The organism is Galbibacter pacificus (genome assembly GCF_029603165.1).
GTDB lineage: Bacteria > Bacteroidota > Bacteroidia > Flavobacteriales > Flavobacteriaceae > Galbibacter > Galbibacter pacificus.
In genome coordinates, this window is the sequence record NZ_JAQSVC010000006.1 from 176734 (window position 1) to 202319 (window position 25586).

The 25586-nt window shown below is 38.6% G+C and carries 16 protein-coding genes and 3 tRNA genes; 13 read left to right on the forward strand and 6 right to left on the reverse strand.

Annotation, left to right across the window (positions count from 1 at the left end; translation table 11 throughout):
- The 4 genes from PSF86_RS15750 to PSF86_RS15765 all read right to left on the reverse strand — a co-directional run bounded on the left by PSF86_RS15750 (position 1) and on the right by PSF86_RS15765 (position 1745).
- Complete coding sequence (locus PSF86_RS15750) at positions 1–1281, reverse strand: chloride channel protein (protein WP_277901052.1); 1281 nt, start codon at positions 1279–1281, stop codon at positions 1–3.
- Positions 1282–1385: 104 nt separating this feature from the next.
- Positions 1386–1469, reverse strand: a tRNA-Leu gene (locus PSF86_RS15755).
- Positions 1470–1529: 60 nt separating this feature from the next.
- Positions 1530–1602 (reverse strand) — tRNA-Lys (locus PSF86_RS15760).
- A gap of 70 nt (positions 1603–1672) precedes the next feature.
- A tRNA-Lys gene (locus PSF86_RS15765) sits at positions 1673–1745 on the reverse strand.
- Positions 1746–1900: 155 nt separating this feature from the next.
- Between PSF86_RS15765 and PSF86_RS15770 the strand changes: the two genes are divergently transcribed.
- Positions 1901–2416 carry a shikimate kinase gene (locus PSF86_RS15770; RefSeq protein WP_277901053.1) on the forward strand — a complete coding sequence of 172 codons (516 nt, stop codon included), beginning with the start codon at positions 1901–1903 and terminating at the stop codon, positions 2414–2416.
- Here PSF86_RS15770 and PSF86_RS15775 read toward each other — a convergent pair.
- Together PSF86_RS15775 and PSF86_RS15780 are read right to left on the reverse strand one after the other, a co-directional pair.
- Complete coding sequence (locus PSF86_RS15775) at positions 2408–2911, reverse strand: phosphoribosyltransferase family protein (RefSeq protein WP_277901054.1); 504 nt, start codon at positions 2909–2911, stop codon at positions 2408–2410. The two genes, PSF86_RS15770 and PSF86_RS15775, sit on opposite strands and share 9 nt — an antisense overlap.
- Positions 2912–3001: 90 nt before the next feature.
- The gene (locus PSF86_RS15780) at positions 3002–3373 is read right to left on the reverse strand and encodes an RNA-binding S4 domain-containing protein (protein ID WP_277901055.1); all 372 of its coding nucleotides are present in this window, start codon (positions 3371–3373) and stop codon (positions 3002–3004) included.
- A gap of 110 nt (positions 3374–3483) precedes the next feature.
- Here PSF86_RS15780 and PSF86_RS15785 point away from each other — a divergent pair, with 110 nt between their 5' ends.
- The 12 genes from PSF86_RS15785 (at position 3484) to PSF86_RS15840 (ending at position 25256) form a co-directional block, all read left to right on the forward strand.
- Positions 3484–4467 (forward strand): FKBP-type peptidyl-prolyl cis-trans isomerase, encoded by a 984-nt coding sequence (locus PSF86_RS15785; protein WP_277901056.1) that lies wholly within the window; start codon positions 3484–3486, stop codon positions 4465–4467.
- Between the two features lie 178 nt (positions 4468–4645).
- Complete coding sequence (locus tag PSF86_RS15790) at positions 4646–5680, forward strand: LacI family DNA-binding transcriptional regulator (RefSeq protein ID WP_277901057.1); 1035 nt, start codon at positions 4646–4648, stop codon at positions 5678–5680.
- Positions 5681–5810: 130 nt separating this feature from the next.
- Complete coding sequence (locus tag PSF86_RS15795; protein ID WP_277901058.1) at positions 5811–7232, forward strand: glycoside hydrolase family 125 protein; 1422 nt, start codon at positions 5811–5813, stop codon at positions 7230–7232.
- A 9-nt stretch (positions 7233–7241) separates the two neighbouring features.
- Positions 7242–9425, forward strand: coding sequence for a GH92 family glycosyl hydrolase (locus PSF86_RS15800; RefSeq protein WP_277901059.1), 2184 nt, complete (start codon positions 7242–7244; stop codon positions 9423–9425).
- 64 nt (positions 9426–9489) lie between these two features.
- The gene (locus PSF86_RS15805; protein ID WP_277901060.1) at positions 9490–10413 is read left to right on the forward strand and encodes an ROK family protein; all 924 of its coding nucleotides are present in this window, start codon (positions 9490–9492) and stop codon (positions 10411–10413) included.
- A 15-nt stretch (positions 10414–10428) separates the two neighbouring features.
- A complete protein-coding gene (gene fucP / locus PSF86_RS15810) occupies positions 10429–11751 on the forward strand; it encodes an L-fucose:H+ symporter permease (protein WP_277901061.1) in 1323 nt (440 codons plus the stop codon).
- An 11-nt stretch (positions 11752–11762) separates the two neighbouring features.
- Positions 11763–13886 (forward strand): beta-L-arabinofuranosidase domain-containing protein, encoded by a 2124-nt coding sequence (locus PSF86_RS15815; protein WP_277901062.1) that lies wholly within the window; start codon positions 11763–11765, stop codon positions 13884–13886.
- Between the two features lie 318 nt (positions 13887–14204).
- A complete protein-coding gene (locus PSF86_RS15820; protein ID WP_277901063.1) occupies positions 14205–16037 on the forward strand; it encodes a glycoside hydrolase family 2 protein in 1833 nt (610 codons plus the stop codon).
- An 808-nt stretch (positions 16038–16845) separates the two neighbouring features.
- The gene (locus tag PSF86_RS15825) at positions 16846–20019 is read left to right on the forward strand and encodes a SusC/RagA family TonB-linked outer membrane protein (protein WP_277901064.1); all 3174 of its coding nucleotides are present in this window, start codon (positions 16846–16848) and stop codon (positions 20017–20019) included.
- Positions 20020–20037: 18 nt separating this feature from the next.
- The gene (locus PSF86_RS15830; protein WP_277901065.1) at positions 20038–21924 is read left to right on the forward strand and encodes a RagB/SusD family nutrient uptake outer membrane protein; all 1887 of its coding nucleotides are present in this window, start codon (positions 20038–20040) and stop codon (positions 21922–21924) included.
- A gap of 19 nt (positions 21925–21943) precedes the next feature.
- Positions 21944–22642 (forward strand): DUF3823 domain-containing protein, encoded by a 699-nt coding sequence (locus tag PSF86_RS15835; RefSeq protein ID WP_277901066.1) that lies wholly within the window; start codon positions 21944–21946, stop codon positions 22640–22642.
- Between the two features lie 121 nt (positions 22643–22763).
- Positions 22764–25256, forward strand: a complete 2493-nt coding sequence (locus tag PSF86_RS15840; RefSeq protein ID WP_277901067.1) for a glutaminase family protein — start codon at positions 22764–22766, stop codon at positions 25254–25256.
- The last annotated feature ends 330 nt before the right edge of the window (positions 25257–25586 follow it).

Genomic DNA, 25586 nt, shown 5'->3' on the forward strand with positions numbered 1-25586 from the left:
TTATCCTTTTTTGTTCTTTTCCATTTGAGTATGTATAAAGGGGATTTTAGGAGCAAGAAAATAACCGGTTAGACTTGCAAATAGAATCGGGATAAAAAAATCGAACCCCGTTAAAGTACTCAATAAAATGGTTGTGCTCATGGGGGTTCGGGTAACACAAACATTAATAGCTGCCATGCAGCTTACCATGGCCATGGCCATGTTTATGTTTGGAAAAAGTTGATGAAGTATAATTCCTAATGTCGAGCCCACAAAAAATAGCGGGATAATAAAACCGCCCCTCCATCCCGAAGTAACAGTAATTGAAATTGCAATTAGTTTGAAAATTAATATACAGGATAACATTGCCAAAGAAAAATTTTCAGTTAGCAATTCATTTATTTGATGATGCCCGAAATATCTTGTAATAGGCAAATAAAAAGCGATTATGCCCAGTAGCAGGCCACCGATCATGGTTTTTATAAAAATAGGAAGCGGGAACCTGTTAAAAAGCTGTTTAAAGAACTTGGTGCAATAAATAAAAAGCCATCCAATGGCGGTTGCGGCAATGGCCACGAGCACGGCATACCCAAAATCGAAAATACTGGTTACTTGATATGTATTAAAGTTCCATGTGGCCCCAAAACCCAAATGGGCAATAAAAGCAAAGACAATATAGCTAAAACAGCTTGCTACCAAAGCGGGAACAATGGCCTTGTAATATTCCAGAGCATGTTTGTGGTTAAGTATTTCCAAGGAAAACAAACTCCCGCCCAAGGGAGCGCCAAATAAAGCAGTAAATCCCGAAGCCATCCCGGCAATACTGAGGGAACGGAGTTCTTCTCCCTTCAACCGGAAAAGTTTTCCGAGCCAGCTTCCGGTCGATCCGGTAACCTGTACCAAAGGGGCCTCTGGCCCTAAGCTCCCTCCCGATGCAACACAAAAGAGCGACGAGAGAATCATGGAAGGATTGTTTTTGGGGTCAAGTTTACCTTTGTTGAACTTAATATTGTCCACAATAAGGTGTATTTCCCCGGGATCCCCAATAAAGTGGATAATCAATCCGGCTATCAACCCACAAATTGCCATTAAAGGAATAACGTACCAACCCTGAAAATATGCCAGCATGTGGGTGAAATAAATTAAAACTTCCCAATATATCCCGGCAATTAGCCCGCCAATGATGCCCAAAAGAGCCCATAATAAAAAAGTCCTGCTAAACACAAACGGATTAAACCGGATAGGTTGATCTAATTGGTCAAGGTATTTTAATAATTTACGTTTTGTTTTAATATTTCCCATAAGTGGAGCAAGGATTGCTTTTGCAAAAATACTTTATATAATTCTTCTAATAAATAGATGGCATAAAAAAACGGGAAACAGTATAATTGCTGTCTCCCGCTTTGTACCGGAGATGGGAATCGAACCCACACGCCCTAATGGACACATGGCCCTCAACCATGCCTGTCTACCAGTTCCAGCACCCCGGTGTATTTGGTTTGCTAAAATAAAAAAAGTTAAGCGATAAGCTCAACTTTTTTAAGTTTTTGTGACCCGACTGGGGCTCGAACCCAGGACCCCAACATTAAAAGTGTTGTGCTCTACCAACTGAGCTATCGAGTCTAAAAAAAGAATAGCCAAAAAGGCTATTTAAAATTATTTAATGCAAAAATTTTTAAAAAAGTTTGCTTAGTGACCCGACTGGGGCTCGAACCCAGGACCCCAACATTAAAAGTGTTGTGCTCTACCAACTGAGCTATCGAGTCAATGCATAAATGCTTAAAATATTGTGCCAACTTTTTCCGTTAGCGGGTGCAAATATAAGACCATTTATTTATAATTCAAGCCATTTTTAATATAAATTTGTCTTTTTTTTATGGGGATAATATAATTGAATGAAAATTAATAATTTGTAACATATATGACGATAGTTTTATTAGGATATATGGGTAGTGGAAAATCTACCGTGGGTAAAATTCTGGCAAAAAAACAGTCTCTCGAATTTATAGATTTTGATGACTATATAGTTGAAAATGAGAAATTGTCCATTCCGGAAATTTTTAAACAGAAAGGCGAGATTTATTTTAGAAAAATAGAGGGTAATTATTTAAAGCAGTTATTGCAGGACAATAAAGATGCAGTAATTTCCTTAGGTGGCGGCACCCCTTGTTTTGGTAACAATATGGAATATATATTAAAGGCAACCCCCAACGTTTTTTACCTAAAACTAACCGCCGAAAAGCTTGTTGAGCGTTTGTTGCCCGAAAAAGAACAACGGCCACTTGTAAAAGATATTCCCAATGCAGAAATGCTGGAATTTATTAGGAAACATTTGTTCGAACGAAATTTCTTTTATCTAAAGTCACCAAACATAATTTCGGTTAACGATGAACTGCCTGAAGAAATAGCGGTATTGGTACAAGAAAAACTAGCCTAAATAAACAGCATCTTCTTCTGCCTTGAAAACAACCGAAACGTGCTCTTGTAACGAAGTAGAAAGCGAAATGCCCTTAAAATCGGCTTTAACGGGGTACCTTTTATGGTTTCGGTCAACCAAAACAACGGTTTTTAATTTTTTAAGGGGAACATTTAAAAAATGTTTCACGGCATAGATAAGCGTTCCGCCCGAGTTTAGTACATCGTCTACCAAAATAACGGCCTTGTTTTTGTAAAGGTCTTCGGCAAGTGATGTGTTTACGGGTTCCAGCAAACTTTCTTTGTTGATTCTGACTTCACAAAAAATAGTTTTTATGTCTGATATTTCACATATAACATCGTTTATTTTTTTGGCCAGTTCCAATCCGCCCGAGGCAATACCTGCAATTACAATTTCTTCTTCATCAACATAGGTTTCGTATATCTGGTAAGCAATTCGCTTTATTTTATGCTGAATTTCATCGTGGCCTAAAATTTTATTCTGTTGAGCCGTCATTTTTGTGTAGTTTTTGTCAAAGATACTATTTAAGGATTATAATTTAGGACAGACCAATCTTAAAGTTGAAAAATGGTCATGTCCAGTTTGTCATTCCTCATCATCCAGATAATCATCAATATCCCGGCGGTCTTTTTTAGTAGGGCGCCCCGACCCTTTTTTACGGTAATAGTCCTTGGAATATTTTAAAAGGTCAACATGTTCAAAGGCCTCTTTTGGAGTGGTGTCTTTTCGGTAAATATCTACTAATTTGGCCCCTACACGGCTTTCCGGGATATCCAATACTGTAATCTGATAATTAATTTGGTTTTTCCTGAGTTTGATGTTGTCTGTTGGAAATACTTCCCGAGATGGTTTTACAGTCTGTTCGTTAACGCTAACATGGCCCTTTTTGCAAGCTTCGGTAGCCATATTTCGGGTTTTAAAATAACGAATACACCATAAATACTTATCAATACGCATAACTGTAATTAAAAAATTTCGTTAATGGATAAAGCAAAAATACTAGAAAATAGTATCTTGCGCACCTGAATTTGTGGAATATACTAATATTGATAATAAAAGCAAGATTGATGAAGATTAAATATTTAATACCTGTTGTAATTGCAACGCTTTTTATAATTTCATGTAACAACGATGATGATGGGAGTGACGAACCGGTTTTAAGAGACTTAACAGAAGTAACGGCAGAAAATGAAGTGGAACTGCAAGCTTACCTAAAAACACATTTTTATAATTATGAAGAATTTGCCAATCCTACGGCAGATTTTGACTATAAAATTGTCTTTGACACGATAGCTGGCGACAATGCAGATAAAACCCCTTTGATCGATCAGATCAAGGATACCCTTATTACTATTCAGGATGTTCCTCAAAAAATGTATTATTTAATTGCTAGAGAAGGGGAAGACGAGCAAGGGAATAAAGGGAAACACCCCTTGTTGGGAGATGAAGTAATATGTAAATACGAAGCAAGTTATACAAATGGAATTGTACAAGATGCTTCAGATGTAGAAGTTACTTTTGTTACCTTAGGAGGTTTAACAGAAGGATTTGCTTGGTTTACAACCAAGCTTCGCATTGGTACTGGATATGCAGAAAATGGAGACGGTACCTTAACTTGGAATCAAGATTATGGAATTGGAGCTTGTTTTGTGCCGGCAGGTTTGGCATATTACTCCAGTGGAAATTATAATCCTTGGATTTTTAAAGTAGATATGCTTCAATATAATGAGGTCGATCAAGATGTAACCTATAATTCAACAACGGGGTCAAATATAGCTACTCCAGACGGGATTCCGTCGAGCAAGGAAGATCCTAATAAAAATGGAGACCCCCGCGATGACGATACCGATGAAGATGGAATTCCTAATTACATGGACTCAGACGATGACGGAGATGGCATATTGACCGAATATGAATATGATGTATTGCCAGATAATAACAACAATGGTGTTATAGACGAAGGCGATGGCGATGGCATTCCGGACGACAGTGATGATGATGGAATCCCTGACTATCTTGATCCCGATAACCAAATAGGGGGTAACAATTAAAAATATTGTTATATCCAGAGAACATAAGAGGCTGCCTATTACTTTTAGGCGGTCTTTTTTTGTGTTTGAGGGTATCTTTTACAAGTTTAAAAATATATTTTTCTATATTAGTTCATGCTATTTTAGCATAAGTATGTCCCTAAACCATAATAATTACCCTACAGATGATTAAATTATAATGAAAAAGAAAAGAGTTTCAATAAAAGATATTGCGTCCGACCTTAATATTTCTGTTACTACAGTTTCATTTGTTTTAAACGACAAAGCAGAAGAAAAACACATTTCCAAAGAGCTTACACAAAAAGTTCTGGACTACGTTAAAAAAGTAAACTACAAGCCCAATCAAATAGCGCAGAGCCTGCGTACCGGAGAGTCCAAAATTTTAGTCTTTATGGTAGAAGACATTTCCAACCTTTTCTTTGCCAAACTGGCCCGCCTTATCGAGGACCTGGCATACAAAAAAGGGTATAAGGTATTGTTTTGTAGCAATGATAATGAAGACAAAAAAACAATAGAATTAATAAACCTGTTTAAGGTTAGGCAGGTAGATGGGTTTATACTTGTTTCCTCGCCGGGCATACAAACCACCATTAATCAGTTAATTGAGGAAAACATACCTTTGGTCTTGCTCGACCGTTATTTCCCTACCCTTGATACAAATTATGTTATAACCGATAATAGCGATGCTACTTTTATGGCCATTATGCATTTTATTGAAAATGGATTTAAAAATATAGCTTACATTACCATTGACGCCACTCAATCACAAATGGACGATCGTTTGTCCGGCTATAAAAATGCTGTTAATAAATACAGTTTGCCTAATTATACCTTGGAAATACCTTTTAATGAGGCCATACGTGATAATAGTGAGGTATATATTGAAGAATTTTTAAAAAAGCACCCCGATATTGATGCCATTTTATTTGCTACAAATTATTTAACCCAGGCCGGCCTAAAAGTTATTAAAGAGCAGTATACAGATTTAATAGACAGGATAGGGATTATTACTTTTGACGATAACGAATTGTTTAAAACATATAGTCCATCAATAACCGCTGTGGCCCAACCAACAACCGAGATGGCAGAAAAATCCATGGAACTCATTCTTCAATTGATAAAGAATAAGGAAAAAGCCTTGCCCAACAAGCACATTGTGTTAAAATCATCATTAGTAATCAGGGAATCTTCAAAAAAGAGAAGTCAGTCTTAACAATTTATTATTGAAAAAATGTTAATAAAAAAATAAAGTTAAATTCACTTTTAAAAACTAAAACGTTTTAGTATATTGCATGGCAAAAATAGCAACAATAGTCACCTATAACTTAATATGTTTTTAGAAAATGGAACGAAGAAAATTTATACAAAATACAGCTATGGCGGGGTCGCTGGCTTTTATAAACCCCATGGATATAGTGGCTTCTTCAAAGAAACAGTTTCCAACGGTAAGAATTGCAGAAGCGCAGCGAAATTTTACAAGCAAGGCCATAGAAAAGGCAATTAAAGAATTTTCAAAAAACGTAAACGATGACGAATTGGTATGGCTGTTTAATAATTGCTTTCCGAATACATTGGACACAACGGTAACGTTTACCAAAAAAAATGGCAAACCAGACACCTATGTAATCACCGGGGATATTGATGCCATGTGGTTAAGGGACAGCTCTGCGCAAGTATGGCCATATATGGCTTTTATAGATAAGGATGAGCATTTAAAAGATCTTATTGCTGGTGTAATAAATAGGCAGACTTCATATATTTTAAAAGATCCATATGCCAATGCTTTTTACAACGATCCCAATAAAAAAGGGGAGTGGGCAAGCGATTATACCGACATGAAACCCGGCGTGCACGAGCGCAAATACGAAATAGATTCTTTGTGCTACCCAATTCGTTTGGCATATAATTATTGGAAGAATACAGGTGAGGCCAATTTATTTGATAACGATTGGAAATTGGCCATTCGGGCAGTTCTAAAAACTTTTAAGGACCAACAGCAAAAAGAAGGGCCGGGGCCTTATTCGTTTATGCGCGAAACACCTCATGCTACAGACACAAGGGCCTTAAAGGGATACGGCTATCCCGTAAACCCGGTTGGATTAATTTGTTCGGCTTTTAGGCCTAGCGACGATGCCACGGTTTTTTCATTTTTGGTTCCTTCAAATTTCTTTGCAGTGGTGAGTTTAAAACAAGCTGCGGAAATGGTAACCGAAATCCATTCGGATGCCGAACTTTCAAACGAATTATTGGCATTGGCCAATGAAGTTGAAACTGCTTTGGGGAAATATGCGGTTGTAAATCATCCAAAACATGGAGATATTTATGCTTTTGAGATAGACGGTTATGGAAACCATTTGTTAATGGACGATGCCAATGTACCTAGCTTGCTTTCCCTGCCTTACTTGGGCGCCATTGATGTAAACGATAAAATCTATCAGAACACACGTAATTTTGTATGGTCGCTGGACAACCCATTTTTCTTTAAAGGAAAGGCCGCCGAAGGAATTGGTGGGCCACATGTGGGAATGGATATGATCTGGCCAATGGGCATTACCATGAGGGCTTTAACAAGTACTTCTCCTGATGAAATAAAGCAATGCATAGCTACTTTAAAGACAACTCATGGCGGTACCGGATTTATGCACGAATCTTTTCATAAAGACGACCCTAAAAACTTTACAAGGTCATGGTTTGCATGGGCAAATACTCTTTTTGGAGAGTTGTTATGGGAGACTTATGTAACAAAACCCGAACTATTAAAATAACTGCTAAAAATGACGTTGCTTTATAAAAAAATTAGAAGAATACTTCCTTTTTTGGCATTGTTGGGCATATTGGTTACCTGTGGCAAAAAGGAAAAAGCGGTTGTGGCAGATGATGTTAATTTTACATCGTATGTAAATCCCTTTATTGGAACAGCACCGCTTACAGACCCCAAAACCATAGGTTATACGCCCCCAAAAGATTGGCGGGTGTGGGCCGGACTTGTTTATCCGGGCTCGTCTTTGCCCAATGCCATGGTGCAATTAAGTCCCATAACCCAATACGGAACAGGCGCAGGGTACGAATATGAAGATAAGGAAATTTTAGGTTTTGCGCATACCAACAAAGGGCATTGGAACCTTTGCAATATCCCGGTACTGCCAATATCAAAAAATGCTTCGTTTCCTTATAAATCTTCTTTTGATCATGGTCGTGAAAAGGCTTCACCTGGATATTATCAAGTTTTCTTGAACGATTATGGAGTAGATGTAAAATTAAGCTCAACATTGCGGTGTGGCATTCATGAATATGCGTTTAAAGATAATTCCGATAGGAAAATTTTGTTCGATCTTGGAAGGGCTAATAATCATGTTGACGATTGGACCCTGAAAAAAACAGGTGAAAACCAAGTGGCCGGTTACCAAAAAATGGGAAATGAAAAAATATATTTTTATGCAACCATTAGCCAAGAAATTAAGCAGATAGAAAAAATTAACGAAGGCAAGGCAAAAGGCTATGCTTTGGTTCATTTAAACGATGATGAAAACAAGGTAATATTACGGATAGGATTGTCTTTTGTAAGTGAAGAAAATGCAAAGGAAAACCTCAAGAACGAAATTGGCAACAAAACAATAACCGAAGTTCAAAATAGCGCCAATGAAGTCTGGGACGACCTTTTGTCTAAAATAAAAGTATCGGGCGGAAGCAAAAGGGAAAAAGAACTTTTCTATACCTCTTTATACAGGGCATTTTTATGGCCGGCCCTGCGAAGTGACATAAATGGTGATTTTACCGATGAATCGGGAAAAGTAAGAAACGAGGCATATAAGTATTACACAATTCCTTCTCTATGGGATACTTACAGAAATAAAGTGGTTTTATTGGGCTTGTTGTCTCCAAAGGTCACAAACGACGTAATAAACTCGCTCGTTGACCGTGGTGAAATAAGGGGTTTTGTTCCAACTTTTTTTCATGGAGACCATGCCGCTTCTTTTATAACCGGATCTTATTTGCGGGGAATTAACGATTTTGATGTTGATAAGGCATACAAATTATTGTTAAACAATGCTTATAAAGAAGGAGGCACCAGACCCTATATTGCCGAATATATCGAGAAAGGGTATATAGCCGATCCCGATGTTGAAAATCCACATGTAGAAACCAAGGCCAAGGCCGGGGTCTCCAAAACACTGGAATATGCATACGACGACTATGCGCTATCCCTATTGGCACAAGAAATGAACGATACCGTTCATTACAACGATTTGCAAATACGATCCAAGAATTATAAGAACGTTTTTGATGCTTCTACAAATTTTATGCGCGGAAAATTAAAAAATGGCAGTTGGATAACACCTTTCAATCCGCAATATCCATATTACGAATACATGTACCGCGAGGCAAATGCATGGCAAGTATCTTTTTATGTGCCGCATGATATGCAGGGATTGGTAACGCTTTATGGCGGAAAGGATGCTTTTGAAGCTAAACTGGACTCCATGTTTACCTTGCCGTGGAACCCAGAGCATATTGCTAGAAATGTTTCCAGTTTTATTGGTCAATATTGCCAAGGAAACCAACCAGACCACGAAGCTCCTTTTGCATATTATTTTGTTGATAAACCGGAAAAATCCCAAAAGGTGTTGGATAATATATTGAACAATTTTTACGGAATTGGTGAAAACGGCTTGGCATTACCCGGAATGGACGATGCAGGCGAGATGTCTTCTTGGTATGTTTTCACCGCAATGGGAATTTATCCGTTGTCTCCCGCCGACCCCGAATATCTTGTTACGGTGCCGGTTTTTAATGAAGTGGACATAACATTGTTTAATAACAAACATTTAAAAATCAATACAAATGCCGGAAAAAGAGGCCTGAAGGAAATTAAAGTGGACAATCAACCAACCAAAGGGTATTTTGTTCCACACGATTTATTTATAAAGGGCGGGCATATAAACATATTAACAGAATAAGTGTGCTCTCTGCTATAAACAGAGCAGGGGTCAACATACATTAATTAACAAAAAATTGCATAGAATGCCAATAGTAATTGGAGTAGATATAGGGGGGAGCCATGTGTCTTGTGCGGCTGTAAATACAAACACAAATACCATTCTTCCGGAAACATATTTTCAAAATGAAGTAAACTCGAAAGCGAGCAAAGAAACAATTCTTCAAACATGGGGAGATACCATAAACCAGGTTTTAAAAATATTTAAAGGAAAACAGATTGAAGGAATTGGTTTTGCCATGCCCGGGCCTTTTAAGTACAAAGAAGGCATAGCCATGTTTGAAGTGAACGACAAGTACGAATCGCTTTACAATGTATCCGTTTTAAATGAATTGCCAAAATACGTATCGGCAAAAAATATAAAGCTTCGTTTTCTTAACGATGCATCCTCTTTTGGTCTGGGAAGTTTGTTGTGCGGCGGAATCAAAACCGATAAAAAAGTAATTGCAATTACTTTGGGAACTGGTTTTGGTGCTGCTTTTTTTGATGGTGATATGCCAATCCTTACAGGCAATGAAGTTCCCGAAAATGGCTGTCTCTGGGATAAACCATATAAAAATGGAATTTCAGATGATTATTTTTCAACCCGATGGTTCATAAATGCATATGAAGAATACAACGGAAATAACGATATTTATGGTGTGAAAGAAATTATCGATGAAGAAAAAGAGGTCGCTAAAGTATTGTTCAAAAAATTTACAGTTAATTTATGCGAGTTCATGCTTCCTTATATAAATAAATTTCAACCGGATTTACTTATCATTGGCGGAAGCATTGCAAAATCTTCTTCTTTGTTCCTGCCAGATTTAAAAGAAGCATTTTCCGAAGCTGGTATGGACCTTTCCATTCAAATTATAAGCAATACAGAAGAAGCAAACATTATTGGGGCTGCATATGCGCTTAACGATAGCTTTTGGAAAAAAATAGAACTCATATTACCAAAAATATAAAACCATCCTGATACCATGAATACAAACGATACAACACCATTAGTTTCAAAAAAAATATTGCTTCCATTTGTTTTAATCACCTCTTTATTTGCATTATGGGGGTTTGCCAATGCCGTTACAGATCCAATGGTTCAGGCATTTAAAAAGGTGTTGGAGTTAACCAACTCACAGGCAGCCTGGGTGCAAATGGCGTTTTATGGGGGCTATTTTTGCATGGCTTTGCCAGCGGCACTCTTTGTTAGGAAATTCTCCTACAAAAGCGGAATTATAATCGGGCTGACTTTGTATGCTGTTGGCGCATTACTTTTCTATCCGGCGGCTACAACCCAACAGTTTTGGTTCTTCTGCCTTGGCTTGTACGTGCTTACTTTCGGACTGGCATTTTTGGAGACTACGGCCAATCCGTATATTCTTTCAATGGGCAATAGCAAAACGGCCATCCGAAGGCTTAATTTAGCGCAGGCATTTAATCCCGTAGGATTGGTCCTGGGATTGTTGGTGGCCAAGTTTTTTGTACTGGAAAAGCTTCAATCGGATGATTACGAAAATTACAGTGCTCTGGCCGAAGCAAAAAAGACATTGATAAGAACCTCCGATTTAATGGTAATCCGTGATCCTTATGTAATTTTAGGAATTGTTGTTTTGGCAGTACTGGTAATGATACTCCTTAACAAAATGCCACAGGTTAGAGATGAAGAGGGCATTCCAAGCTTGTCCAAAACTTTCTCCAGCCTTTTTAAAAATAAAAGGTACGTTTATGGGGTTTTGGCCTTGGTAATGTACATGGGCGCACAAATTATGTGCTGGACCTATATTTATCAATATGCTGAAGGAATTGGGGTTTCATCAGAAACGGCAGCCAATTATCAATTAGCGGCTTTCTTTCTTTTTACCATCGGAAGGGCTATTGGAACTTATTTATTGAAATTTATGAGTTCTTCCAAACTGTTGTTTTACTTTGCCCTTTTTGGTATTATTTGCTGCTTGGGTACCATGTTTGTTCAAAATGAAATTGGACTTTACTTTTTGGTGATGATATCGGCCTTTCTTTCTATTATGTTCCCCACGATTTATGGAATTGCCCTTGACGGGCTTTCTGAAGAAGATTCTAAGATTGGTGCTGCCGGTCTTGTTATGGCCATTGTTGGAGGAGCATTATTGCCACAATTACAGGGCATATTGATCGATTTGGGCGGAGCCGGCGTAAGCGATATTAAAATACTGGGCATATCCGAAATTAATTTTTCGTTTGTTTTGCCGGCAATTTGCTTTTTAATGGTTGCCTTATATGCAACGGCAGTTTACCGCAATAAATTTTCAGCCGAAAAAGCATCTTAATAACCAAATGCATGAGAGTTCTTTTAGCCTTTTTTTCAGCATTGTTGTTTTTTGGTTGCAATACCAATGAAACTACTTCTGATAAAAAAACAGAAAGGAGCACACTTGCTTTATACCTTCAAAATAAGGCTCCGCTGAAAGAAAATCCTTATCTGGAATTACCCCTTGGCGCCATAAAACCAAAAGCATGGCTTGAAGACCAGTTGCAGCGTATGGCAAACGGAATGACGGGAAACCTGGATTCCATTTATGGAGATGTTGTAGGAAAACGTAACGGTTGGTTGGGTGGCGATGGCGACGGTTGGGAAAGGGGCCCTTATTGGATTGATGGCTTATTGCCATTGGCCTATATTCTTAACGATGAAAAATTAAAGGAAAAAGTACGGCCGTGGGTTGAATGGACGCTTAACAATCAAGCCGAAAATGGGTACTTGGGACCTGTGCCATTTAAAGGAAAACCTGTATACGAACCAGGTTTGCAACGGGGCAATAGAATGGATTGGTGGCCAAAAATGGTGATGCTTAAAATTCTCCAGCAATACTACAACGCCACGGAAGATAAAAGGGTAATTACGGCCTTGACCAAATATTTTAAGTATCAACTGCAAGAATTGCCAAAAAGACCGCTCGATTATCTTTCTTTTTGGGGCAACAGGCGGGGAGGCGACAATCTTCAGGTGGTATATTGGTTTTATAATATTACCGGGGATAAGTTTTTACTGGATTTGGGTAAAATTATTCAGGAACAAACTTTTCCGTGGACGGAAGTTTTTTTGAATACGGAAAATAATAACGACCCTTCAAACCCTTGGTATTATGGGCAGATGAAAAGATACCCGTTTGATACAACCGAAATAGAGAACCTTACCATATCAAAAATAGGAGGTATCCATACCGTTAATCTGGCTCAAGGAATAAAAGAGCCAGTGGTAGCTTATCAGGCCGATTTAAATCAAGATCACCTAAAAGCGGTAAAAAAGGCCTTTGCCGATATAAAAAAATATCACGGTCAGCCGCAAGGAATGTATGGTGGAGACGAGCCCTTGCACGGTAATAATCCGGTGCAGGGAATCGAGTTTTGTGCCATTTCAGAAGAAATGTTTTCGTTGGAAACCATGCTGAAGATTACCGGCGATATGGAATTTGCAGACCAATTGGAGCGGATAACATACAATGCATTGCCCACACAGGCTTCAGACGATTATATGTCGAGGCAATATTTTCAGGCAGCCAATCAAATTGAGTTAAGCGATAAATTGGGTACTTCGTTTGAATCCAATAACCATCAACATACCGATTTTGTATACGGTACAACCACCGGGTATCCTTGTTGCACGACCAATATGCATCAGTCGTGGCCTAAATTTGTTCAAAATCTGTTTTATGCAACCAAAAACGGTGGGATAGCGGCCTTGCAATATGCGCCCAGCGAAGTTACCATGAAAGTGGCTAATGGCGTCCTGCTTCAAATGGAAGAAAAAACAGGCTATCCGTTCAGGGAAACCGTACATTTTAAAATGAAGCTTTCAAAAGAAGCCTTTTTTCCTTTTCACCTTAGAATACCGGAATGGGCAAAAACGCCTTCTATTCTTATAAATGGCAGGGAAGTTAAATTTTCCGTAGAGAACCAAATAGTAGTTTTGGAGAGGAAGTGGAATAACGGCGACGAAATTACCTTAAAACTCCCCATGGAACTTAAAATTTCTACTTGGTACCAGTTTACAAAAACAGTTGAAAGGGGACCATTGGTGTATTCATTAAAAATAGACCATCGCCTTGCGGAAAAAAACAGAGGAGACCACTTTGGAACTTTTACAGAAGTGTATCCCAAGACCAATTGGAACATGGCATTGTTGAATACCGTTATTGAAAACCCTTCGGAAAATATTAAAATAGTTGAAAAAAATTGGACGCATGAAGTATATCCTTGGAATATTGAAAATGCGCCTATTCAACTGGAATTAAACGGTGTTCAGGTCGACAACTGGAAAGCGGTTAACGGGGTTGCGGTTATCCCCGGCTTTTGGGGAGCACCTGCACGGCCAAAAGATAAATTAGCTCCCATTGTTTTAATTCCCTACGGATGTACAACCTTAAGAATTACCGAATTTCCCGTGTATTCCGTAAAAAACTAAAGCCATCATTTTGTTTTTATTGTGTGCATAATGTTTCATTTAACATACAATCTGTGCGCTTTTAACGCATTGTGAATGATTAAAACGAAATAATGAAACAAATGGCATATTCAAAATAATTAAAATTCACTCTCTTTGGTTTCGATGATTTGTCATTTTCAATGGGTTTTTATTGAATAATTGAGAACATTCAACAGGACAAATGGCAAATTATTAAGTTTTTTTGATTGAGGTTAATAAAAATCACAATAAAAAAATGTAGAATGATGATTGAGAACAAAATTTTTTAACAACTATATTTTAACCCTTTATATTATAATGATTAATCAACTAAAACGAAAAAAGAACCGCTTTTTAATTGGCGCCGCATTGTTAGGAAGCGCAGCAATGTTTGCACAACAATGGAAGCCCGCCGGAAATAAAATTAAAACAGAATGGGCCAACCAGATTGATACCGAAAACGTATTGAACGAATATCCGCGCCCGATAATGGAACGTAAAGAGTGGAAAAACCTTAACGGTTTGTGGGATTATGCCATTCAAGATGCCGGAAAGGGAGCCCCAAAAAAAGCCGATGGGAAAATTTTAGTCCCTTTTGCCATAGAATCCAGCCTTTCGGGGGTAATGAAAGAAGTGGGCGCATCTAAAGAATTATGGTACGAAACTTCTTTTACGGTGCCAGATAACTGGAACGGTAAAAATATATTGCTTCATTTTGGGGCCGTTGACTGGAAAACAGATATTTGGCTTAACGGTATAAAAATAGGTTCCCATACTGGAGGATATACACCGTTTTCGTTCAACATAACCCCGTTTTTGCAGAGCGGCGACCAAAAATTGAAAATCAAGGTTTGGGACCCAACCAGCGATGGACCGCAACCACGAGGAAAGCAAGTAAAAAAACCAGAAGGTATCTGGTACACGCCTGTTACGGGGATCTGGCAGACGGTATGGATAGAACCCGTTGCCGATAAAAGTATAAAAGAACTAAAGATTACTCCAAATATCGATGAGAGCACGGTGTCCATCAAACCCGTTTTGACTAATGCCACATATGGAGATGTCATCGAGGTTACCGTAAAAGATGGCGATAAAGTGCTGTCTGTTACCAAGGCCAATGCTGCTGAAGCTTTTGATATATATGTTGAAAACCAAAAATTGTGGTCGCCCGAGGCGCCATTTTTGTATAGAATGACCGTTAAGCTGTTAAGCAACGGGGCTATCACCGATGAAGTAGAAAGCTATTTTGCAATGCGCAAAATTTCCAAAAAAAGAGACGAGAACGGAATCGTAAGGATGCAATTGAACAATAAAGATTATTTCCAGTTTGGACCTTTGGACCAAGGCTGGTGGCCCGATGGCTTGTATACCGCACCAACTGACGAGGCGTTGAAATACGACATTGTAAAGACCAAAGAATTAGGCTTCAACATGATACGTAAGCACGTAAAGGTCGAGCCAGCACGTTGGTATACGCATTGCGACGAGCTTGGTATTTTGGTTTGGCAGGACATGCCAAGCGGTGATGCCGCTCCGATATGGCAAAACAAAAAATATTTTGACGGAACCGAATTGAAGCGAAGCAATAAATCTGAACAGATCTACCGCAAAGAATGGAAAGAAATTATTGATTATCTGTATTCATATCCAAGTATTGTGGTTTGGGTACCTTTTAACGAGGCTTGGGGGCAATTTAAAACGGTTGAAATTACCGAATGGACCCAAAGTTACGATCCGTCAAGGCTTATAAATTCAGCGAGTGGCGGAAACCATTTCCAGACCGGCGATATCTTGGATTTGCACAATTACCCTGGTCCAGATATGTACTTGTACGATGCCAACCGCGTAACCGTTTTAGGGGAATATGGCGGGATTGGCCTGCCCCTTGAAGGCCACCTTTGGAAAACAGATAACAATTGGGGGTATGTAAAGTTCAAGAACTCAAACGAGACCACTAAGGAGTATGTTAAGTATGCCAACAAATTAAAGGGCTTTGTAAAAACCGGTTTTTCCGCAGCTGTTTATACACAAACCACCGATGTTGAAGGTGAGGTAAACGGATTTATGACCTACGACAGAAAGGTGGATAAAATGGACTTTAAAAAGGTACATGATGTAAACCAAGAAGTAATAAACAGCATTAATGAATAATATTATTTTTTCATATAGTTAGTTTAATTGTAATTATTTTCAGCTAGTCAAATCTCATGGATTTTGGCAAAGGCTTTCGGGAAACCGGAAGCCTTTTTTGTTTATAAACAAGGAACTAATTTAAATAACCGGTTGCAGGTGCTGCTCAGTATAAAAAATGAGCTTGTCAAAAAGTGTTGTATAACGAATTTTCCATTTTTATCTAGAGGTATATTGTATATGTACTTTTAATGAAGGGAGCTTGACATATGCATGTTTTAAATATGAAAGCCTATCGGGTTAACCCTAATTTTTTCCATTCTGCATAGGCAACAATTACCATCTGTTGCTTATGTTTTATCCGTAAGCTGAAAGGATTTTGATACGATTATTATTTCAACGTCGAGGATAAGGTCTGTTTTTATAAAAAAAATGCATTTTAGGCAATAGAAAACATAAATATTTATCAAACAAACAACTATTCATTATGTTTCATACCTATGCATAATGTCTTATTCCTATCCATTTTTTAACGTAAAATTAGAATTTGAACAGTTTGTACGAAAGATTGAAACAAAACAAACGGGTGAGTCACATATATATTATGGTATTTTGAAATAATCAAATCAGCAAAAAAAGGAAGATAATTTTTAGTATTTGACAATTTAAACCCTAACTCATTGTCTAATCTATAATCGACCTTTATTTTTTTACAAAATTTTATTAAGGTGTTTTTTACTTTTATTTAAACGATTTTGTTAAAAAAATGTAAAACTGATTTGAATGAAATGCTAACTAAAAACAAAATGTTTCAAAAAAATGAAATTCAATGAAAACAAACTCTAAAAAACTAATTAAACAAATGATCCTGACGCTATTTTGCGGTTTGGTGAGTTTATACTCATACGGGCAGGATCAGGTAACGATTAGCGGTACCGTTACCGGAAAAGATGATGGAGTACCCATTCCTTATGTTACAGTACTCGTTAAAGGAGCGAGTGGAAATGGAGCAACCACCGATTTTGATGGAAACTATACAATAACGGCAAGTCCAGATGCTACATTGGTTTATAGTTCAATCGGGTTTAAATCACATGAAGTTTCAGTTGATGGCCGTACAACCATCAATGTTCAATTGCTGGAAGATGTTGAAGCTTTAGACGAAGTAATTGTTGTTGGGTATTCAACACAAGAAAAAAAGGATTTAACAGCAGCAATTTCATCCATAACAAGTAGTGATATTGAAAAAGTACATGCAGGGAGTACCGTAAGTACTGGGTTAGCCGGTAAATTGCCCGGGGTAAGTTTTAGAATGCCCGATGGACGTCCTGGAGCTTCTGCCAATATTCAAATCCGTAATATGGGAAATCCTCTGTATGTTATTGATGGGGTACAGCAAGATGCGGGACAGTTTAATAACTTGTCGCCCAATGATATCGAAAGTATCTCGGTGTTAAAAGATGGTTCTGCGGCAATTTATGGTTCCCGTGCCGCCAACGGTGTGGTAGTAGTAACTACCAAAAAAGGTAAAAAGGGAAGTAGGAGCACCGTAAATATAGATGCTTACACTGGGTGGCAAAATTGGACACGTTTTCCAGAGGCCGTAAACGATTCTTATGAATGGATGTTAGGGAAGGCCGAGGCAGAGGTGAACGAATTTGGGTCTACATCGATTACTCCCGAAGAACTCGAAAAATACAGGATTGGGGAAGAATATGGTTATCAGTCGTTTAACTGGAGGGATTTTATTGTAAAGAAAAACGCCCCAGTTTCAAACATTAACATCAATGCCACCGGCGGATCCGAAAAAATTAATTACTATTTATCTTTTACAAAATTAAATCAGGAAGCTGTTTTTGGAGATGAATTTACTTTTGATAGAACCAACGTTCAGAGTAACGTAGATGCACAAATTACTGATAATTTAAAGGTAGGGGTTCAAATTAATGGTAGGATTGAAGAACGAAAAAACCCAGGGATTCCAGGTACAGACGACTATTGGTTGCCACGGTTTGCAATTCTTAGAAACAGACCTTTTGAGCGTCCCTATGCAAACGACAATCCTGAATATTTAAACGATATTGGTCATAATGAAACCAACTGGGGATTACATAATTTTGAAGTTGGAGGATATAGCCAAACTACTTGGAGAGTACTTCAAAATAACTTCAGTGCTGAATACGATTTCGGGTTTATTCCAGGGTTAAAAGCAAAAGGGATGTATTCATATTACATTGCAGATCAGGTAATGAATGGGCATGAGTATACTTACGAAGCTTATACATACGACCCAGCTAACGATACCTATAGTGTTACAGGAGGAAGTACCAACCCATGGAGGGAGCGTAGAACCCATAAAAAAATACAAAACGTATTTCAGGGATCGTTGAGCTATAAAAAAGTAATTAATGATGAACATACCTTGACTGCTATGTTCTTGGTAGAGCGTATCGATATTAATGAGCAAACACAATGGGTGCACTCGGTACCAAAAACCAACGTATTGCCATTAATCTACTTTCCAGACATGGATACCTATGACGATAGTGAATATGAAGAAGCAAGAATTGGTTACGTAGGGAACTTTACATACAATTACAAGGACAAATATTATATCAATTCTTCCATCCGTAGAGATGCATCTTGGAAGTTTGCACCCAATAAGCGTGTTGGTATATTTCCTTCTATTTCCGGTGGATGGCGTATTACCGAAGAACCTTTTATGAAGAATTGGTTGGGTGAAGAATCCATTTTAAGCGATTTTAAAATACGTGCTTCTTATGGAGTTTTAGGAGATGATAATATTAATCTTGGAATTAATGCAGACGATCCAAGATACATAGGGCCATATGATTATCTTACAGGATATGAGTACGATCCAAATGATGGTACTCCGGTAATTATAGACGGGGAAGCCATTATACCAAGTAGGGATAAAGGACAACCCATTGATAATATTTCTTGGTTTGAAAGTGAAATCACCGATATTGGTGTAGATTTTGGTTTGTTCGATGGTAAATTAACCGGTTCTTTCGATTATTTTTACAGAGAGCGCAGTGGCTTAAGAGGAAGGAAATATGATGTATTGGTGCCAAATGAGCTGGGCTATGCTTTGCCTGACGAAAATGTAAATAGTGATGCTGTTTACGGTTCGGAATTTATGTTGTCTTATTATGGAAATATTGGTGACTTAAACATTATGGTTTCGGGGAATGTATCGTATACCAAAACGAAATTCTTAGAAAGTTACAAACCACGTTTTGGAAATTCGTACGATGAATATAGAAACTCTTCTGAAGGGAGATACAACAATTTATTTTGGGGATATACACAGATAGGTCAATTTGAATCGCAGGAACAAATTGATAATTATCCAGTAGATATTGACGGTCGTGGAAACATTACAATGAATCCCGGCGATTTAATTTATGAAGATATTAATGGAGATGGCAAAATAGATTGGTATGACGAAACCCCTATTGGGTACAATAATACTCAACCCTTGATAAATTATGGTTTGAGTTTGTCGTTAGCTTATAAAGGATTTGATTTTACAGCCGATTTTTCAGGTGCTTCAGGATATTCTTGGAACCAAAACTGGGAAGGGAGAAAACCCTATCAAAACGAAGGAGCACTTAATGAAATATTTTTGGATAGATGGCACCGCGAAGACCCATTCGATCCAAATAGCGAATGGATTCCGGGAAAATATCCAGGTCTTCGCTATAACAATGGTAGCCATAGTAATAATTGGAATTCTACTTTCTGGCTACATAACATCACCTCATTTAGAATTAGAACCATGGAGCTAGGATATTCCATGCCACAAGTAGTACTGGATAAGTTAAAGTTGCAGAAATTAAGGTTGTATGTAAATGCGTATAACTATTTCTCTTTCGATAACTTAAAAGAATTTGGAATCGATCCGGAGGTTGTAGATGATAACGGTTTACAATATCCGCAGAACAAAGTATTGAATGTTGGTGTTAATATTTCTATCTAAACGTAAAAAACAACAATGATGAAAAAGTATATATATATAGCAACAATCACAGCTTTATTATGTGTTGGCTGTGCCAATGATGAAGACTTTCTTAATAGAGAGCCTACCGATATTTTAACTGAAGAGCAAGTTTTTTCAGACCCAGAAGTAACACTTTCTGTTATTGCAGATTTATACGACCGTTATTACGATTTTGCCTGGATTCAAGATTGGTCCACCATGTCTCGGTTTAACATCGCCTTCTGGTCTGAAGCCGGTCGATATGGTTCTTTCCAGAATAGCGATTATGGATATGGAGACTGGGGCACATGGGATTATGGATACATTCGGGATATTAATTTATTTATTGAAAGATGCGAACCCGCTACCGAATTAAGCGATGCAGACAAACAACGTTTCTTGGCCGAAGCACGCTTTTTAAGGGCCTCTTATTATTTTGAGCTGGTAAAGCGTATGGGGGGGGTTCCATTGGTTTTAGAAGCAGAAGAATATGATTTTAGTGGAGATCCGTCCTATTTACAACATCCAAGAGAAACAGAAGCAGCAATTTACGACTTTGTAATTAGTGAGGCAGAGGCCGTAAAAGAGTTGTTGCCAACAGATATAGACACCAAGTCAAGGGCTACTAAAGGAGCCGCTCTGGCTATGGAAGCTAGGGCTGCACTCTACGCGGGATCTATTGCTAAATATGGTGCCGGCACCCCACAAGTTTCCTTGCCCGGCGGCGAGGTAGGCATTCCTGCTTCCAAGGCTAATGGGTATTACCAAACGGCACTGACCGCAGCACAGGAAATCATTAATGGAGAAGCGGGCGGATACGAATTGTATCAGAAAAAACCCGATTTAGCAGATAACTTTGCCAGTATTTTTTATGACAAAATAGGAAACAACGAAGCTATTTTTGTTGAAGATTACAAATTACAAAGTGGTAAAGTACATGGGTTTACCATATCAAACCAGCCACGATTTGGTGCAGAAGAAGAAGAAGGCGGGCGTACCAACCCATCACTCAACTTTGTACAATCTTTTGAAACCTTAGATGGGCAATATGAGCCTATTCCTGTAGAAGACGCATCCGGAAACCCTGTTTATTACGATAATATCGGCGATATTTTTGAAGGAAGGGATGCACGTTTGGCAGGAACGGTAATCTTACCGGGATCCTCGTTCAAAGGACGCCAAGTAGATATTTGGGCAGGTTACCAAATGCCGGATGGATCTGTAATCTCTGGCGATTCCAGAGGACAGCAAAAAGAAGTGGGAGACATGGGTACCGTACAGGTTGTTGGTTTTGACGGTCCTATTGACGGATTAGAATTTACAGCGCAAACCGGGTTTTATATACGTAAGTTTCAAGACCCCAAGGCAGCTTCTGGACAAAGAGGTGTGCAAAGCGATTTGTGGCAAATGCGTTATCGATATGCCGAGGTATTGCTGAATGCTGCCGAAGCTGCCTTTGAGCTGGGCCAGGCCGATGTTGCCGCAGGGTATTTAAACCAAATACGTAGCCGTGCGGGAATAACTACTTCGCTTTCGGCGGGAGACGTAACCTTCGATCGGATCGTTCACGAACGTTATATAGAACTTGCTTTTGAGGGGCATTTCCTTTTCGATATAAAGCGTTGGAGAATAGCACATCAAGTGCTTGACGGGGTTCCTATTGAAGCGTCTGAAGTGACAGGTAACATTGGAGCCCCTCTAAAGCGTAAGACTCAACCTTATGGTTTGTGGCCTTACAAAATATACGACCCAGGCAGTGCAAACAACGGCAAGTATATCTATAAAATTGTAAAGCCTGCTAGGGTTACAGGAGCCGATCGTTTTAGGCTGGGGAACTATTATTCTAAAATAGGGGACGATGTAATCAATAATAACCCTAAGATTATTAGAAACCCTAATCAATAATTAAATCAAAACAGAAATCATGAAAGCAAGATATTTAATAATATTAATAGGAGCCTTTATCATTCTAGCTTCGTGTAATGATATAGATAATTTCGACGAGCCCGGTACCTTTTTAACAGGAAACGTTGTCTATAACCAAGATCCTGTACCCGTTGGAAATAATGAAGTTGAATTTCAATTATGGCAACCGGGTTTTGGAACGCTTACTCCGCTTGGGGTTAGAATTGCACAAGATGGTTCGTTTAGTGCCCGCTTATATAACGGGGATTATAAACTAGTGTTTGTTGACGGACAAGGCCCTTTTAGAACCAATATCGTAAATGAACAACAACAAGATACCATTTTTATAGATATAGACGGAGATAAAGAAATTAGCATTGAAGTTACTCCATATTACTTAATACAAAATGCTTCTTTTAATAAAACAGGAAATAGCATTGAAGGAACATGTAGGCTTGAAAAAATAATTACCGATGCAGATGCAAAGAATATCGAGCGTGTAACGTTGTACGTAAACGAAACACAATTTGTATCAGATAACGGTGATTATAACGATGCCAGAATAGATGGAGATTTTACCAATCCAAATGCTGTGAGCATGACTGTTGAAATACCCGAAATGTTAGCATCTAAAGAGTATCTCTATACAAGGATAGGTGTTAAAATAGCTGGAGTAGAAGACATGATATACTCGCAGGTTGAAAAAATAGATTTATAATTTATTATTGATTAGTACTAAATAAATGATTCTTTAAATCTTTTATTTATGGTTAGCTTCGAGTGCTTACACTATGAATGTAAGCACTCGTTTTTATAATTTTTAAAACACACAGGAACAAATGCTTAAAAAAAACCTTTTAGTAATTGCTTTATTGTCTTTGGTCTGTTGTACAACAAAGAAAAAAAACAACGAAACTGTACAACAGCCCGTTAAAAGTATTGAAGATCAACGACAGGCACCGGCTTATCCATTGGTAGCGCACGATCCATATTTCAGTATTTGGTCGTTTACAGACCAAATCAACCAATCTCCCACCAAACACTGGACAGGCACCAATCAATCCCTTATCGGTATGGTAAAAGTAGACGGCGAAACATACCGTGTACTGGGAGACGATGCCCCCAGCTATAAAACAATTATCCCAACAGGAACAGAAAATGCATACAGTGCCAAGATAACCGAAGAAAATCCCGGCGAGAACTGGCAAAAAAACAATTTTAACGATACTTCGTGGAAATCGGCACCCGCTCCTTATGGAGATGGGGACATGGCCAATACAAAATGGACGAGCGACCACATCTGGTACCGAAGAACCTTTAGCCTAAAGTCTACAGACCTTGGCGAAATCTTCCTTAAACTCCGCCATGACGATGATGTAGAGGTATACATCAACGGGATCGAAGTATACACCTGCAAATGCTGGAACGATGGCTATGAATATTATACCATTCCGCAAGAAGCAATTAAAAGTTTAAAGGCAACAGGCAATGTCCTGGCGGTTCATGTAAAAAACAATGTGGGCGGGCAAGCGCTCGATGCCGGTATTGTAGAAAAAATAAAGGATGAGGTAGAAGCCAAGGTGGCCATACAGAAATCATTGAACCTTTCGGCTACGCAAACTTCATATGTGTTGGAGTGCGGGGGCGTGGACGTAAACTTAACCTTTACCTCGCCACTTTTAATGGACAATCTGGACGTGTTTTCGCGCCCGGTGTCCTACATTTCCCTCAAAACCAAGTCAAACGACGGAAACGAACATAAGGTACAGGTGTATTTTGGAGCTTCGTCTACCTTGGCGGCCAACGAACCCAGCCAGTTAATGCAGGCATCAACAGGAAACACTTCAGAAGTTGCCTATGTTAAAACTGGAACCGTACAACAGCCAGTCTTGGAGAAAAAGGGAGATAATCTCCGCATAGATTGGGGGCATTTATATGTGGCTGCGCCAAAATCGGCAAACGTTACACAAAACGTAAGCTCGGTAACCCATGCAAAAATAGATTTTATGCAGGGCAAAAAAAGCGATTTTGTAAAAGAAGGTAAAGAATTGATGCTTAGTACGGTATTTCCCGAAGAAACCGTGAAGGACAGCAAAGACCATGTGGTGCTATTGGGTTACGATGATGAATATTCTATTGAATACTTTCACGATAAACTACGCCCTTGGTGGAATAAGGATGGAAAAAACAGTATTGATAACGAGTTGGACAAGGCTGCTACTTCTTATAAAGAAATTATGGCCAAATGCAACGCCTTCGATAAAAACCTGCATGAACAGGCAGTGGCCTCCGGAGGGGAAGACTATGCCAAATTGTGCGAAATAGGGTACAGGCAAAGTATTGCGGCCCACAAACTAGTAGAAAGCCCTAAAGGAGAAATATTGTTTCTTTCAAAAGAAAACTTTAGCAACGGCTGTATCAATACGGTAGATGTAACCTACCCATCTGCGCCATTGTACCTTACATATAATCCAGATTTGTTAAAGGGAATGTTGACAGGGATATTTTATTATTCTGAAAGTGGCAAATATAACAAGCCTTTTGCCGCACACGATATAGGTACATACCCCAAGGCAAACGGACACGTATACGGAGAGCCAATGCCAGTTGAAGAATCTGGGAACATGATTATCTTAACAGCTGCCATAGCAAAAGCCGAAGGCAATGCAGATTATGCCAAAAAACATTGGGAGACGCTTACCATTTGGGCAAACTATTTGGCCGATAAAGGTTTCGATCCGGGCAACCAATTATGTACCGATGACTTCGCTGGGCACTTGGCAAGGAATGCAAACCTATCTGTTAAGGCAATTGTAGCTATTGGAAGCTATGGTTACCTGGCAAAACAGTTAGGTAAGGACGATATAGCCAAGAAATATACCGATATGGCCAAAAGCATGGCCAAAAAATGGATGGAACTTGCAGATGCCGGCAATCACTATGCACTTACGTTTAACGATATGAACACTTGGAGCCAAAAATACAACCTTGTGTGGGATAAAGTGATGCAGTTCGACCTGTTTCCTAAGGAAGTATATAAAAAAGAAATCGATTTTTATTTAACCAAACAGAATAAGTACGGTCTTCCTCTGGATAGTAGGGCAGATTATACCAAATCTGATTGGATTTTATGGACAGCCACCCTAAGCAACGATAAAAATACATTTGAAGAACTGGCCAACCCCGTGTATACCTATGCGGCCGAAACAAAAGACCGCGTTCCCATGAGTGACTGGTACTTTACAAGCAACGGAAATCAAAGGGGCTTCCAGGCAAGGAGCGTTGTAGGGGGTTACTTTATTAAACTTTTAGACGATAAATGGAATAACTGATTATTTAGTTTGTTAGATTGATAGTGGAAAGGGTTTGCCGTTGTGGCAAACCCTTTTTTTATAGATATAGCCGTAATTAATCTCAATGGCTGTACCTTGATTATAGTCATGAGGTTGTTAAGCCCAACACTTTTATAAATAGGGTCTCTACTGCGTTCTAGGCATTAAATAATATTTTATGGTCGATAGCAGATAATTAGAAAAATTATAGAAAAACACAGATGCAGCACTAAAAAGAGATATTTAAGGACAAAAAATATAGAATGGGGTACCAAAAAAGAACATTTACACATACAAAACATAGAATAGGGTACTAAAAATGGAGATTTA